The organism is Kineosporiaceae bacterium (assembly GCA_016713225.1).
Classification (GTDB): Bacteria; Actinomycetota; Actinomycetes; order Actinomycetales; family Kineosporiaceae; genus JADJPO01.
On the sequence record JADJPO010000003.1, the window covers coordinates 104,403 to 118,105 of the forward strand.

The window sequence follows — 13,703 nt, forward strand, 5'->3', positions numbered from 1 at the left end:
CCCGGCTGGTCGCCGTGCGGCTGTCGGCCATCTGCGCAGCTGGATTGAGCGTTTCGCGCGATTGTCTTGTCAGGCGTGCAGGTTTCGCGCGACCTTCGCTGCATGTCTGTGATCCCCGAGCCTCCCGGCCCGCCCGGAGTTGTCCCCGGTGTCGTGCTCGGCGCGTTGACCGAGGCCGAGATCCGCAGCCAACCGCAGGTGTGGCAGCAGGCCCTCACGGCTCACCGGGACGACGTCCGGCGCCTGGTGGTCGCGCCGGGCGAGCGGGTGTTGTTCCTCGGCTGTGGCACGTCGGCGTTCGTCGCTCGGGCAGTGGCCGTGCTGCGTGAACAAACCGGGGCGGGCGAGAGTCACTGGGCCTACGCCTCGGAGCTGCCGGTGCTGACCGGCGCCGGCGCACGAGACTACGACCGCGTCGTGGCCCTGACCCGATCGGGCACCACCACCGAGGTGCTCGAGGCCCTGGCCGCCGTGCCGTCGGCGACCCGGCGGGTGGCGCTGTGCGCCGTCCACGGCTCTCCCGTCGAACCGCTGGTGGACGACACGCTGGTGATCGACGTGGCCGACGAGACCTCGGTGGTGCAGACCCGGTTCCCGACCACGACGCTGCTGCTGGTTCGGGCGGCACTCGGCGAGGACGCTCAGCCTGTGATCGCGGCGGCCGCCGCAGCGCTGGCCGCTCCGGTTGTGGTGGCCGATCCGAGCCGCTACCAGCAGTTCGCCTTCCTCGGGCGGGGCTGGGCCGTCGGACTGGCCGACGAGGCGGCGCTGAAGATCCGGGAATCAGCGCAGGCGTGGTCGGAGGCCTACCCGGCGCTGGACTACCGTCACGGCCCGATCGCGATCGCCTCGCCGCACAGCCTGGTCTGGATCCTGGGGACACCGCCGCCCGGGCTGATCAACCAGATCGAGGCCACCGGCGCCACCACGATCTCGACCGGAGCCGACCCCCTGGTCGACCTGGTCTCGATCCATCGGTTGGCCCTGGACCTGGCTCGGGCCCGCGGGCTCGACCCGGATCGTCCCCGCAACCTGACCCGCTCCGTGGTGCTGGGCGTCGGCTCAGCGGGGCCGGGGAGTCACTGAACCGATCACTGCACACCAGCTGTACCAGGCCCGCGCGTCTGGCCCCTCGTGAAGGAGTCCCGATGACCACGATCTCGGCCGGCAGCCGCAGGGTGCGCCGTGTTCTCGTTCTGATGGCCGCGTTGCCACTCCTGCTCACCGCGTGCGTCTCGGCCGATCCCGAGCCGGGTTCGTCGGCGGCGTCCGGATCGGGCGCTGCGTCGTCCGGGGCAGCGGCCGCCACGCTCGCGCCGTCCGACGCCGCGGCACCGGTGACGTTGACCTGGTGGACCGGGCAGGAGGCCGAGGCGCAGAAGATCCTCGACGGCCTGGCCGCCGACTTCACCAAGGCTCACCCCAACGTGACCATCAAGACCTCGCCGGGGGCCTCGACCACCGACGCGTTGCTGCCGAAGATGCTGTCCGCGTTCGCGGCCGACACCCAGCCCGACATCTCGTACGCCTTCGGGTCGTGGGCCAGCCAGCTCGGCCGCTCGGGCAAGACCCTCGACATCACCGCGGACGTCGCGCAGCCGGCCGCGAAGTGGGACGAGTTCCCCGAGTCGGCCCGCAAGACCGCTTCGCCCGAGGGCCACACCATCGGGTTCCCGGCGGTGGTCGACAACCTGGGCCTGTTCTACAACAAGACCGTCTTCGACGCCGCCGGGGTCGCCTACCCCACCGCGGACTGGAGCTGGGACGACTTCCGGGCGGCGGCGAAGAAGCTGACCAACCCGGCGAAGAACGTCTACGGCACCGCCATGGCGGTCAACCCGGGGGAGGACATCACCTGGCACATGTGGCCGCAGCTGTGGCAGAACGGCGGCCAGATCCTGTCGGCGGACGAGAAGAAGTCGGCGTTCAACTCCGAGGCCGGCGTGAAGACGGTGAGCTTCTGGCGTGACCTGGCGCAGGTCGACAAGTCGGTCTACCTCGACCAGACCGGTGAGAAGTACGCCCCACTGTTCGCCTCGAACAACATCGGCATGATGATCAGCGGGCCCTGGCATCTCTACGACGTGGTGACCGGTAAGACCAAGTACGGCGTCGTCCGGTTGCCCGGGACCAATGGTGACCACCAGACCGTCTCGGGGCCGGACCTGTGGGTGCTGTTCGATCACCAGGACGCCAACCGCGCCTACTGGTCCTACCAGTTCCTGCTCTGGCTCACCGCTGCCGAGCAGGACGAGCGGTGGAGCATGGCGATCGGCAACCTGCCGCTGCGCTCGGCCGCCAAGACCACCCCGGCCTTCGCCAAGGCCGTCGCCGAGTACCCGGGATACGAGGTGTTCGCCGAGAACCTGGCCAACGCCACCAACAAGCGCCCGACCGTGCCGGGGTACATCGGGTTGTCCGACGCCTTCGGAACGGCGGTCTCGCGGCTGCTGCAGGGGCAGGGCGAGGTGAAGGCCGAACTCGACAAGGCCGCGGCAGCCGCCGACACGGCGCTCGCCGACTCCTGAGCGGGCTGTGATCGGACGGTGAGCGGGCTGCGCAGAGCCGGTACCGGGTGGGCCTTCATCGGGCCGTCGACGCTGGTCATCCTCGGGCTGTCGATCTTCCCGGCGGGCTGGGCCTGGATCCTGTCCCAGCAACGGTGGAACGGGTTCAGCAAGCCCCGCAACATCGGCTGGCGCAACTACCAGGCGATGCTGGACGACGAGTCGCTGCGCGCCGCCGTCCTGCACACCGCCTTCTACACCGCACTGTTCGTGCCCGCCTCGGTGCTGGCCGGGTTGTTCATCGCCATCGCGCTGAACCGGCAGATCCGGTTCATCGGCTTCTACCGCACCTGTGTGTTCGTGCCGTTCGTGGCGTCCTCGACGGCGATCGGCATCCTGGCGAACTACATCTTCGACCCGCAGTTCGGCTTCGCGAACACGGTGATCCGCAGCCTGGGGCTGCCGGTGCAGAAGTTCCTCGAGGATCCCCGCCAGGCGATGTTGGTGATCGCGGCGATGACGCTGTGGTCCGGGCTCGGGTTCACCGTCGTGGTGTATCTGGCTGCGCTGCAGGACATTCAGAAGGACCTGATCGAGGCGGCGGTGGTCGACGGCGCGTCGAAGCTGCAGGTGTTCCGCTTCGTGGTCTGGCCCGAGCTGACGCCGGTGACGGTGTTCACCGGCATCTGGCAACTGATCGGGGCGCTGCAGCTGTTCGACGTCGTCTACACGACCACCCGCGGCGGGCCGCTGGATGCGACCCAGACCATCGTCTACTTCCTGTGGGACCAGGCGTTCATCCAGCTGCGCTTCGGCTACGGCTCGGCCGTGGCCTACGGCCTGTTCGCGCTGACCCTGGTGATCACGCTGATGATGGTGGTCTACTCGCGCTTCGCGAAGGTGCGGGCCTTCTGATGAGCAGCTCCGAGAGCGCATCCGCCGAATCCACCGGATCGACCGGATCGACCGCTGCCGCCTCGTCCGGCGCACCGGTTCTCGGTCAGCCCCGGCGGCGAGGATGGCTGCCGTTCAGCCCGTGGCACCTGTTCCTGATGCCGCTGGCGCTGTTGTTCGCCACGCCCCTGGTGCAGATGGTGCTGACGGCGCTGAAGACGGACGCCGAGATCCGCCGGTTCCCACCGAGTCTGCTGCCGCACCACCCCACGCTGCACGGGTTCATCGCCCTGTTCACCGATTCCGACGTGCTGCGCTGGATCGCCAACTCCGTGATCGTGGCATCCAGCGCGGTGCTGGCCCACATGGTGCTCTGCTCGTTGGCCGGGTACGGGTTCTCGCGGATGCGGTTCGCCGGGCGTAACGCCGCCTTCGTCCTGGTGATCGCCACGATCATGATCCCGACCCAGCTGCTGATGATCCCGACGTACATCATGTTCAGCAAGATCGGCATCGTGAACACGCTGCCCTCGATCATCGTGCCGTGGCTGTCGTCGGCGTTCGGGGTGTTCCTGATGCGCCAGTTCTTCCTGTCGCTACCGGTCGAACTCGAGGAGGCCGCCCGGCTCGACGGCTGCAGCGCCCTGGGGGTGTTCTGGCGGATCATCCTGCCGTTGGCCCGGCCTGCGCTCGCGACACTGGCGATCTTCACGTTGCTCGGGTCGTGGAACGACCTGATCTGGCCGCTGATCTCGATCTCGGACGACCGCTGGTTCACGTTGCAGCTCGGGCTGGCCAATTTCCAGGGCACCCGGCGCACCGAGTGGCAGATGCTGATGGCCGGCAACGTGGTGGCGACGCTGCCGTTGATCACGTTCTTCCTGGTGGCCCAGAAGCACTTCATCGCGACCATGACGTTCAGTGGGCTGAAGGGCTGATCGCCGCCGGGTAACACCCTTGTCACCCGGTCGGCCTAGACTCCGGACAGAGTCGGCGCGCGTGCCCCCGTGACACTCGGGCATCACGTCGTCTCGAACCACCCGTTACCGCCCGTTACGACCCGTTACCAACCATTCAGGAGTCGGTGCATGTCCGCGATCTCCCGCGAGGAGGTCTCCCACCTCGCGATGCTCGCCCGGATCGACCTCACCCCCGACGAGCTCGACCGCATGGCCGGTCAGCTCGACGTCATCCTCGACGCGGTGGCCACCGTGCGCGAGGTGGCCGGCGAGGACGTCCCGGCGACCAGCCACCCGATGCCGCTGACCAACGTGACCCGCCCCGACGAGGTGCGCCCGAGCCTGACGCCCGAGCAGGCGCTCGCCGGCGCGCCGGAGGCGGAACAGCAGCGCTTCCGGGTGCCGCGGATCCTGGAGGAGGACTGACCATGGCCACCGAGCTCACCCACCACACCGCTGCACAGCTCGCCGAGGGTCTGCGCACCAAGCAGTACAGCGCCGTCGAGGTCACCAAGGCCCACCTGAACCGGATCGCCGACGTGGACGGCGACGTCCACGCCTTTCTGCACATCGCCGGCAACACGGCGCTGGCCACCGCTCGTGAGGTGGACGCCGCGCTGGCCGCCGGCGAGCAGCTGCCGGCCCTCGCCGGGGTGCCGATCGCGGTCAAGGACGTGATGGCCACCCAGGGGGTACCCACGACCTGCGGCAGCGCGATCCTGAAGGGCTGGGTACCGCCGTACGACGCGACCGTCGTCCGGCGGATCAAGGACGCCCGGATGCCGATCCTGGGCAAGACCAACATGGACGAATTCGCCATGGGGTCGAGCACCGAGCACTCCGCGTACGGCCCGACGCACAACCCGTGGGATCTCTCCCGCATCCCGGGCGGGTCGGGCGGCGGCTCGGCGGCCTCGCTGGCCGCGTTCACCGCGCCGCTGGCCACCGGCACCGACACCGGTGGGTCGATCCGTCAGCCGGCCGCCGTCACCGGCACCGTCGGGGTGAAGCCCACCTACGGTGCGGTCAGCCGCTACGGCCTGGTGGCGCTGGCCTCCAGCCTCGACCAGGCGGGCCCGTGCGCCCGCACCGTGCTGGACGCCGCGCTGCTGCACGAGGTGATGGCCGGGCACGACCCGATGGACTCCACCAGCCTGACCGGCGAGTACCCGGACGTCGTGGCCGCGGCCCGGCGCGGGGCGCTGGGCGATCTGGGCGGGGTCACCGTCGGCGTCGTCCGCGAACTGGGTGGTGAGGGCTACCAGGCCGGGGTGCGGCAGCGCTTCGACGAGGCGGTCGAGCTGCTGACCGCCGCCGGGGCCAAGGTGGTCGAGGTGAGCTGCCCGAGCTTCACCGCCGCCCTCGGGGCGTACTACCTGATCCTGCCGAGCGAGGCGAGCAGCAACCTGGCCAAGTTCGACGCCATGCGGTACGGCCTGCGGGTCTACCCCCAGGGTGTCGACGACCCGACCGCCGAGCAGGTCATGGCCGCCACCCGTGAGGTCGGGTTCGGCGACGAGGTCAAGCGCCGGATCATCCTGGGCACCTATGCCCTGTCGTCGGGGTACTACGACGCCTACTACGGCAGCGCCCAGAAGGTGCGCACGCTGATCCAGCGCGACTTCGCGGCGGCGTTCGAGGTGGCCGATGTGCTGGTGTCGCCGACCTCGCCGACCACGGCGTTCCCGTTGGGCGACAAGCTCGACGACCCGCTGTCGATGTACCTGCAGGACGTCGCGACGATCCCGGCGAACCTGGCCGGGGTGCCGGGCATGTCGGTGCCGGCCGGGTTGGCCGCCGAGGACGGGCTGCCCGTGGGGTTGCAGATCCTGGCGCCCGCCACCTGCGATGACCGGCTCTACCTGGTCGGTGCCGCCGTGGAGGCCGCCCTGACCGCCCGCTGGGGCGGGTCGCTGCTCGACCGCGCGCCGTCCCTCGACCGAGAGGGTGTGTGAGCCCGGTGAGCGTGACGACCACCAACGCGATGTCCGGCGCCGAGGCCGTGCTGTCCTACGACGAGGCGATGGCGGCCTTCGACCCCGTGATGGGCCTCGAGGTGCACGTCGAGCTGAACACCGCGACCAAGATGTTCTGCGGCTGTCCGACCGGGTTCGGTGCCGAGCCGAACAGTCAGGTGTGCCCGGTCTGTCTCGGGTTACCCGGCGCGTTGCCGGTGCTCAACGCCCAGGGGCTCGAGAGCGCGATCCGGATCGGGCTGGCGCTGAACTGCTCGATCGCGAGCTGGTGCCGGTTCGCGCGCAAGAACTACTTCTACCCGGACATGCCGAAGAACTTCCAGACGTCCCAGTACGACGAGCCGATCGCGTTCAACGGGTATCTGGACGTCGAACTGGACGATGGATCGACGTTCCGGGTCGACATCGAGCGCGCTCACATGGAGGAGGACACCGGCAAGTCCTCGCACGTCGGCGGCGCGACCGGGCGGATCCACGGCGCCGAGTACTCGCTGGTCGACTACAACCGGGCCGGTATCCCGCTGATCGAGATCGTCACCAAGCCCCTGGTGGGGGCGGGGGTTCGGGCGCCCGAGGTGGCGCGGGCCTACGTGGCGGCGCTGCGGGACCTGTTGCGCGCATTGGGCGTCAGCGACGTCAAGATGGAGCAGGGGTCGCTGCGGTGTGACGCCAACCTGTCGCTGCGTCCACGCGTCGGAGACGACCCGAGGAGCGCCGAGCAGAACGCGGTGCCGTTCGGCACCCGCAGCGAGACCAAGAACGTCAACTCGCTGCGCAGCGTCGAGCGGGCGGTGCGCTACGAGATCACGCGGCAGGCGGCGCGGCTGACGGCGGGGGAGCGCGTCGTCCAGGAGACCCGTCACTGGCACGAGGACACCGGGGTGACCACCTCGGGGCGGGAGAAGTCCGACGCCGAGGACTACCGCTACTTCCCCGAGCCCGATCTGGTGCCGATCGCGCCGGATGCCGCGTGGATCGAGCGGCTTCGGGCCACGTTGCCCGAGCCCCCCGTGCAGCGCCGGCGCCGGCTGCAGGCCGACTGGGGCTTCAGCGACCTCGAGATGCGCGATGTGGTCAATGCCGGGGCGACCGAGGCCATCGAGGCCACGGTGGCGGCGGGCGCGAGCGCCGTGGCGGCGCGCAAGTGGTGGATGGGTGAGCTGGCCCGCCAGGCCAACACCCGGGGCGTCGAGCTGAGTGAGTTGGCGATCACGCCGGCCCAGGTCGGCGAGCTGCAGGGGTTGGTGGACGCCGGCACGCTCAACGACGCGCTCGCCCGGCAGGTGCTGGACGGCGTCCTGGCCGGCGAGGGTTCGCCGGCCGAGGTGGTCGCCGCCCGTGGGCTCGAGATGGTCTCGGACGAGGGTGCGCTGATCGCTGCGGTCGAGGCGGCCATCGCGGCCAACGCCGAGGTCGCCGACAAGGTGCGCGGCGGCAAGGTGGCCGCGGTCGGGGCGCTGGTGGGTGCGGTCATGAAGCAGATGCGCGGCCAGGCCGATGCGGCTCGGGTGCGGGAGTTGCTGGTGGAGCGGCTGACGAGCTGACGTCTGTCAGTCTGGTCGGTCAGCCCTGGGCCGCCAGGTCGGGTCGGTAGAGCACGAACTGTCCTCGCCCGAGTCGTTTGGCCTCGTAGAGGGCCAGATCGGCATGGGTGAGCGCCTCTGTCGTGCTCTCGCCGGGCCGGATCCTGGTCACGCCGATGCTCGCCGAAGGCGTGATCGAGGTGCCGGCGAGGCGGATCGGGCGTCGGATCGCGTTCAGCACCCGGGTGGCGACATCGACGATCTGGTCGTGGTCCGACGGCACGGCCAGGACGACGAACTCGTCGCCACCCAGGCGGGCCACCAGGCTCTCGCTGCCTGCGGCCTCCCGCAGTCGGGCGGCGGTGGCCACCAGCAGGTCATCGCCGGCCAGGTGCCCATGAGTGTCGTTCGTCGACTTGAAGTGGTCGAGATCGACGTAGAGCAGGCAGCCGTAGCCGGCCGACGCGTCATGGGCATGCTCGTGGGTGCGGTCGTACCCGTGCAGTGCGGCCACGGCCAGGTTGTGGTCCAAGGCGGTCAGGAAGGCCGCTCGGTTCGCCAGGCCGGTGAGGGCATCGTGGGAGGCCTGATGCCGGGCCTGGGCCAAGGCGGCATGCAGCCTGTTCACGGTGCGTGCGTCCTGCACGGCCAGGCCGGCGTGCTCGGCCAGCGTGACGGCCAGGGCCGTGTCGAGCTCGGCGAAGCGATGCCCCGGGGTACGTGACCCGAGCACCAGGTGGCCGATCGTCAGGGCGCCCTGGCGTACGGGGACGGCGACCACGGCGCACACTCTGGGCTCGCCGAGCTGGGCAGCCTCGGGCCGATCCCCGAAAGCGTTGTCCACCAGCGGTTCACCGGCCTCCTCGGCATGTCGTCCGATGCCCAGGGGGTCGTGTGAAGGGGTCATGCGATCGCGCGAGGCGGGGTCGAGCCCCGAGGCGGACACCAGCGAGGCGGGGGCGTGGGACTGAGAGTCGACGTCCGCCTGCACGCGCAGCAGGGCGACGTCGCACTCCAGCAGTTCGCACGCGGTGGTCGTGATCGCGTCGAGTACCTGGGTGAGGTGGCTGCGGGCGGCGATGGCCCGCTGGATGCGTGAGAACCGCTCGAGGGTGAGCTGCCGTTGCTCCCGTACTCGGATCAACAGGTCGGTCACCTGTCGGGTGGTCAGTTCGCTGCTCTCGCGAGCCGTGCGCTCGGCCTCGAGGGTCGACAGCACGTCGAGCGTCAAGCCCAGCACGTTGGCCATGGCGGCGATCATGCCCCGTTCCCCGGGACCGAACGAGCCGCTGCCGCGGGCCACCAGCAGATGGGCACCGTCGATCCGGCCCATCTCGGCGCAGGCCACGTCGCCCGGGCCGCAACCCGGGATGTCGATCCGCGTGGTGGGGTCGGTGCACGCGGCCAGCAGTTGCGCCATCGGGACTGGTCGGCGGCCGAAGCCGATGCAGCTGCGCACCCGGCCGCCGATCACGACGGCGCCGACCTCCGAGTCGGTGGCCGCGGCCGCGGCCTCGGCGGCGGTCTGCAGGGCTGTGGCCTCGTCGCGGCAGGCCGAGACCGTGCCGAGGAAGGCCACCAGGTGCTGGGTGGTCCAGGACGTCGGGGAGAGGTGTGAACTCCCCTGCCCCGGACGGCGCGCCTGGGGGATGCGGGTCTGGGTGAGCGGGCCGGTCATGCGAACGCCAGGACGACGAGGGTCTGGTTGTGGAACCCGTTGAGCCCGTGGGTTCGGGCGATCTCGCCGTAGGTGTAGAAGCCGATCATCGGAGCTGCATCGGTGTGTCGCACGATCTCGTCGACCTCGTCGGTCACGGCCTCGCCGAGGGCCGCACGACGAGCGATGCAGTCGAAGGCGATCACTCCCTTGGCCGGCTGGCCGTCCAACTGCTCGACGGCAATCCGGCAGGCCTCGCCGGAGGCATCGAGCACCTCGTGGGTACCGCCTTCCATGATCCAGGTCAGCCCACCCTGGGGCACCGGGGCGACCAGGTTGAGGCATCGGGTCTCGAAGTCGGCGCCGGTCACGAACCGCACCAGGTCGTGACCTCGTCCGGGGATGCCGAGCGGATGGTGCAGCGCGAATCGGGTGAAGGCGGCAGGTGACTCGCGGACCTCTGCCGGGGCGTTGATCGCGCGCAGATAGGCGTCCAGGGCTGGTTCGTCGTCCAGGGTGTGCACGGTGGGACCGCTCGAGCCGGTGACCACGAGCGCCTCGCCGGTGCGCGTCCAGCCATGGCGTACCCCGACCCCGAGCGGCGCGTCGCTGCGCAGTCGGACGCCGACCACGCTGTCGGTGAGCACGAGGTCGCCCTGCGGGGTCGAGACCAGCTGAGTGGTCGACTGCATGGCCAGGTCGTCGCCGGCGCAGCCGCCGACGAGCCGGATCGCGGCGCCGGTGACCCGATAGACACCGGTGACCATGGCCTGCTGGTCGCCCGACAGACCGTCGGAGAGCAAGATCACGATCTCGTGTGCGCGCGCGTCTGCGTCCTCGGGCGCCGCCGACTCTGCCGTCTCGGAGGCCTCCGGCGCGAGGGGGAACAGGTGCTCGGCAACGGCCTGGCCGGTGCCGGCGGAGTCCGCGCTCAAGCCCTGGGCATAGGCGAGGTCGATCGCGAATCCGTTGCCACCGAGCATCATGAGAGCCACGGTGGCGTTGTGGCTGCCCTCGGCCGTGATCTCACCAGCCGTGGTGCAGCCGGCCAGCCGGGTGGCGGGCGGTAGCAGCTCACGCAGGACCTCGGCCACCGTGGTCAGGTCGTGCGCGGCCGTGGCGAAGACGATCACCAGGGCTGGGTCGTCGTCCGATGGTGTCCGACCGGACAGTGCCTGGTGAGCCGCCCTGCGCGTGGCCTCGGCGGCGCCGGACAGGCTGGAATGGCCGATCGTGCACCATCGACGCGAGGTGGAGGTCGTCACGAGGTCTGCTTCGGCTTCCCAGCATTCGATCTTGATGACGCCTAAGGTCTTGGCATGAATCAGCCTCCCGATCTGGACCGTTTCGTCGTGGTTCCCGAGGTTTGGCCCGCCACGGCGAGGCCGGTCGTCACCGTGCCGGACGAACGGTGGCTCGACCTGTGGCCGGCGGGTTCGGCGCCGGCGGAGCTGGTGCTCTGGAGCATGAGCGAGCCGTACCCGTCGGGTCTGGAGCCGCCGTCGGTCGTCGTGCTGCCGTACATGGGCAAGGCGTCGGTGATGCATCGGCTCGAGGCGTTGCCCTCGGTGCAGGTGGTGCAGTTGCTGTCCGCGGGGTACGAGGCGGTGCTGCCCTTGGTGCCGCCGGGGGTGACGCTGGCCAACGCCGCGGGCGTGCACGACACCTCCACCGCCGAGCTGGCTGTCGCCCTGACCGTGTCGGTGCTGCGCGGGATCGGCGAGTTCGCGCGAGCACAGACCGAGGGACGGTGGCTCGGTGGCACTCGCCCGGCTCTGGCCGACCGGCGGGTGTTGCTGATCGGTGTCGGCAACGTGGGTGAGGCGATCGCCGATCGGTTGGCTCCGTTCGAGGTGAGCATCACGCGCGTGGGTAGCCGGGCGCGGGACGACGAGCGCGGCCACGTGCACGGGGTGCACGAGCTCGCGGCGTTGCTGCCGGAGCACGAGGTGGTGATCCTGGCCTGTCCACTCACCGAGGCGACGCGCGGTCTGGTGGACGCGGCGTTCTTGGCGAGCATGCCGGACGGTGGGTTGCTGGTGAACGTGGCGCGGGGGCCCGTCGTGGTGACCGATGCCCTGGTCGAGGCCCTGGCGGACGGCCGGCTGTACGCGGCGCTGGATGTCACCGATCCCGAGCCGTTGCCCGCCGATCACCCGTTGTGGCGCAGCCCCAACACGCTGATCAGCCCTCACGTGGGTGGCGACACCACGGCCTTTCCGCCTCGCGCGCGGGCGCTGCTGCGCGACCAGGTGGAACGCTTCGCCGCCGGACGCCCACTGGTCAACATCGTCGCCGGGCCGGTGCGGTAGCCCGCCGTTCGTCTGTTCACTGCTCATCGTCGGTCCCCTTCACGACGCATCAGCCCTTCACGACGCATCAGGGTGGGTCCTGTTCGGTGGGATGAGGTCCGAGACCGCTGGCCTGCGGAGGTTGGTTGTTCGATCGGCCTTGATCGAGGTCGAGTGCGAGTTGGTCGCCGAGGTGCCGGGCGAGGGCGCAGGCGCGGGCCTCGTCGTCGTGGAGGGTGTTGCGGACGGGTCGTTGGTGGGGGTCGATCCAGGGTGGGGGGATGACCCAGGGCACGCCGTTGATCATGGTGATGGTCCAGATCCCGGCGTGGACGGCGGTGTGGTCGCGTGCGCACGTCAACGCCATCGCCTCGACGTCGGTCAACCCGCCCTCGGCCCAGGGCGTGACGTGGTGGACGTCGCACCAGTCCGGTGGCGCGGTGCAGCCGGGGATGATGCAGCCGCGGTCTCGGGCGAACACGGCGCGGCGTTGGGCGGGGGTGGCCAGGCGTTGGGCTCGGCCCTGGGCCAGGACGGCTCCGTCGCCGTCCAGGATGGTGGGGGAGATCAGGCTCTGGCAGAGCATCTGGGCCAGGACGTGGCGGGGTAGGGGTCCGCCGCCGGGTCCGAGGTCGCTGCCGAGTCCGGTGCCGGGGGCGGGTGCGGGGTGGAGGGCGGCGGTGAGTTGGTCGAGGGTGGCGATCAGCGAGATGTGCACGCCGGTGGACGGTGGCGGGGTGGGCGTGCGCCGGGTAGTGAGTGGGGCGGCCTGGCTGGTAGTGGTGGTCCGTCCAGCGGTCGCTGAGCCGTCGTCTTCGCCGCTACCGCTGTCGTTGCCGTTGACGTCGTCGCGGCCGCCGCTTCCGATGTCGTCGCCGCTGCTGGTGTCGTTGGCGGGGCTGGCGGTGGTGGCTGTCGGGGTGTGGTTGTCGCTGGGCGCTGCAGCCTCGGCGGATGGATCTCCCTCGCTGCCACTGCCGCTGCCGCTACCGGTGTCTGCGTCGGGGTCGGTGCCGCGGTGCAGGGCAAGACGGGCCAGCTGGGTCAAGGCGTCAGCCCGGCGTTGCGCCGCGGTGCGGGGATCACGCAGCGGCAGTTCACCTTGCACCTGCCCGTCCTCACCAGCCGCAGCGTCCGCGGTGTCGGTGGTCGTGCTGGCCTTGGTGGGTTTGCTCAACGCGTGGATCACGTTCCGGACGATCAACCCGTCCGCGGGCGAGAGCGCGAACCGGCCGATGAGCATGCCGTTGGCGTCGGTGCCCAGGTGCAGGTACCGCTTCTCGTGGGCTTTCGGGTCGAACCCCTGGCCGGGGTTCAACGCCTCTTCGAGTTGGGTGCACAGCCGCCGGAACACGTGTGGGGCGTGCTTGCGGGCCATCTCGGCCAGGAACTCGTCCACCCGCTGGACCCCGGAGATCCCGTCCGGGTCGATGTGGGTGAGCACGTCCTTGTCGATGCGCCCCAGGCACCCGGTGGCATGATCGACATGACGACGCGAGATGTCCCCGGCCGCCAGCGCCGCACCGACTTCGGGTAACCCCAACGTGGCGGCGCCGTCCGGACCCAATCCGTCGGTTCCGGTGTCGACGCCGACCCCGGCGCCGTCCTGGTCCAGGGCACGGGCGGCGGCGACGTCGCGGGCCGCGGTGCCGGGATCGATGCGCAGCGCATGGACCAGGAACGTGGCGGCGACCTTGCCGGGTGCGCAGGTCGGCATCGCTTCCGGCCGGTCATCCACCGCCCGCACCAGGTGCAGTACCGCGGCCTCGACCTGGTTGGCGACCCGGTGGGCCGCGATGAGCGCGTCGCGCAGCTCGCCGTCCGACAGCGTCAGGGTGGGCGCGGTCTGCAGGGGGCGGACCTGAGCCGAGACCGCATCCAGCACGGCGGCCACCG

At 70.5% G+C, this 13,703-nt stretch carries 11 protein-coding genes; 8 read left to right on the plus strand and 3 right to left on the minus strand.

Annotated features, from left to right (window positions below; genetic code table 11):
- Positions 1-102 precede the first annotated feature (102 nt).
- From IPK24_11535 to gatB, 7 genes are all read left to right on the plus strand, one after another.
- Positions 103-1,086, plus strand: coding sequence for an SIS domain-containing protein (locus tag IPK24_11535; GenBank protein ID MBK8076171.1), 984 nt, complete (start codon positions 103-105; stop codon positions 1,084-1,086).
- Positions 1,087-1,199: 113 nt separating this feature from the next.
- On the plus strand, positions 1,200-2,528 hold the full coding sequence (locus tag IPK24_11540; protein ID MBK8076172.1) for an ABC transporter substrate-binding protein: 1,329 nt from the start codon (positions 1,200-1,202) through the stop codon (positions 2,526-2,528).
- Between the two features lie 18 nt (positions 2,529-2,546).
- The gene (locus IPK24_11545) at positions 2,547-3,422 is read left to right on the plus strand and encodes a sugar ABC transporter permease (protein ID MBK8076173.1); all 876 of its coding nucleotides are present in this window, start codon (positions 2,547-2,549) and stop codon (positions 3,420-3,422) included.
- Positions 3,422-4,339, plus strand: a complete 918-nt coding sequence (locus IPK24_11550; protein MBK8076174.1) for a carbohydrate ABC transporter permease — start codon at positions 3,422-3,424, stop codon at positions 4,337-4,339. The genes IPK24_11545 and IPK24_11550 overlap by 1 nt, the downstream gene beginning before the upstream one ends.
- 150 nt (positions 4,340-4,489) lie before the next feature.
- Entirely contained in the window at positions 4,490-4,786 is a 297-nt protein-coding gene (gene gatC, locus IPK24_11555) for an Asp-tRNA(Asn)/Glu-tRNA(Gln) amidotransferase subunit GatC (protein ID MBK8076175.1), read from the plus strand.
- Between the two features lie 2 nt (positions 4,787-4,788).
- The gene (gatA, locus tag IPK24_11560) at positions 4,789-6,315 is read left to right on the plus strand and encodes an Asp-tRNA(Asn)/Glu-tRNA(Gln) amidotransferase subunit GatA (GenBank protein ID MBK8076176.1); all 1,527 of its coding nucleotides are present in this window, start codon (positions 4,789-4,791) and stop codon (positions 6,313-6,315) included.
- Positions 6,316-6,344: 29 nt separating this feature from the next.
- The gene (gatB, locus tag IPK24_11565) at positions 6,345-7,880 is read left to right on the plus strand and encodes an Asp-tRNA(Asn)/Glu-tRNA(Gln) amidotransferase subunit GatB (GenBank protein ID MBK8076177.1); all 1,536 of its coding nucleotides are present in this window, start codon (positions 6,345-6,347) and stop codon (positions 7,878-7,880) included.
- A 19-nt stretch (positions 7,881-7,899) separates the two neighbouring features.
- Here the strand turns inward: gatB and IPK24_11570 are convergent, their stop codons facing one another.
- Both IPK24_11570 and IPK24_11575 read right to left on the minus strand, forming a co-directional pair.
- Positions 7,900-9,537 (minus strand): sensor domain-containing diguanylate cyclase, encoded by a 1,638-nt coding sequence (locus tag IPK24_11570; GenBank protein ID MBK8076178.1) that lies wholly within the window; start codon positions 9,535-9,537, stop codon positions 7,900-7,902.
- On the minus strand, positions 9,534-10,781 hold the full coding sequence (locus tag IPK24_11575) for an FIST C-terminal domain-containing protein (protein MBK8076179.1): 1,248 nt from the start codon (positions 10,779-10,781) through the stop codon (positions 9,534-9,536). The genes IPK24_11570 and IPK24_11575 overlap by 4 nt, the downstream gene beginning before the upstream one ends.
- Positions 10,782-10,982: 201 nt before the next feature.
- Between IPK24_11575 and IPK24_11580 the strand changes: the two genes are divergently transcribed.
- Positions 10,983-11,828 (plus strand): 2-hydroxyacid dehydrogenase, encoded by an 846-nt coding sequence (locus tag IPK24_11580; GenBank protein ID MBK8076180.1) that lies wholly within the window; start codon positions 10,983-10,985, stop codon positions 11,826-11,828.
- A 67-nt stretch (positions 11,829-11,895) separates the two neighbouring features.
- On the opposite strand, the gene IPK24_11585 is transcribed toward IPK24_11580, so the two are convergent.
- The gene (locus IPK24_11585) at positions 11,896-13,701 is read right to left on the minus strand and encodes a DUF222 domain-containing protein (protein ID MBK8076181.1); all 1,806 of its coding nucleotides are present in this window, start codon (positions 13,699-13,701) and stop codon (positions 11,896-11,898) included.
- Positions 13,702-13,703: the final 2 nt, after the last annotated feature.

Excerpts from the sequence above, each read along its gene's own strand:
- IPK24_11535 (MBK8076171.1), top strand. The coding sequence starts at position 103 with ATGTCTGTGATCCCCGAGCCTCCCGGCCCGCCCGGAGTTGTCCCCGGT.
- IPK24_11540 (MBK8076172.1), top strand. The coding sequence starts at position 1,200 with ATGGCCGCGTTGCCACTCCTGCTCACCGCGTGCGTCTCGGCCGATCCC.
- IPK24_11550 (MBK8076174.1), top strand. The coding sequence starts at position 3,422 with ATGAGCAGCTCCGAGAGCGCATCCGCCGAATCCACCGGATCGACCGGA.
- gatC (MBK8076175.1), top strand. The coding sequence starts at position 4,490 with ATGTCCGCGATCTCCCGCGAGGAGGTCTCCCACCTCGCGATGCTCGCC.
- gatA (MBK8076176.1), top strand. The coding sequence starts at position 4,789 with ATGGCCACCGAGCTCACCCACCACACCGCTGCACAGCTCGCCGAGGGT.
- gatB (MBK8076177.1), top strand. The coding sequence starts at position 6,345 with ATGTCCGGCGCCGAGGCCGTGCTGTCCTACGACGAGGCGATGGCGGCC.
- IPK24_11570 (MBK8076178.1), bottom strand. The coding sequence starts at position 9,537 with ATGACCGGCCCGCTCACCCAGACCCGCATCCCCCAGGCGCGCCGTCCG.
- IPK24_11580 (MBK8076180.1), top strand. The coding sequence starts at position 10,983 with ATGAGCGAGCCGTACCCGTCGGGTCTGGAGCCGCCGTCGGTCGTCGTG.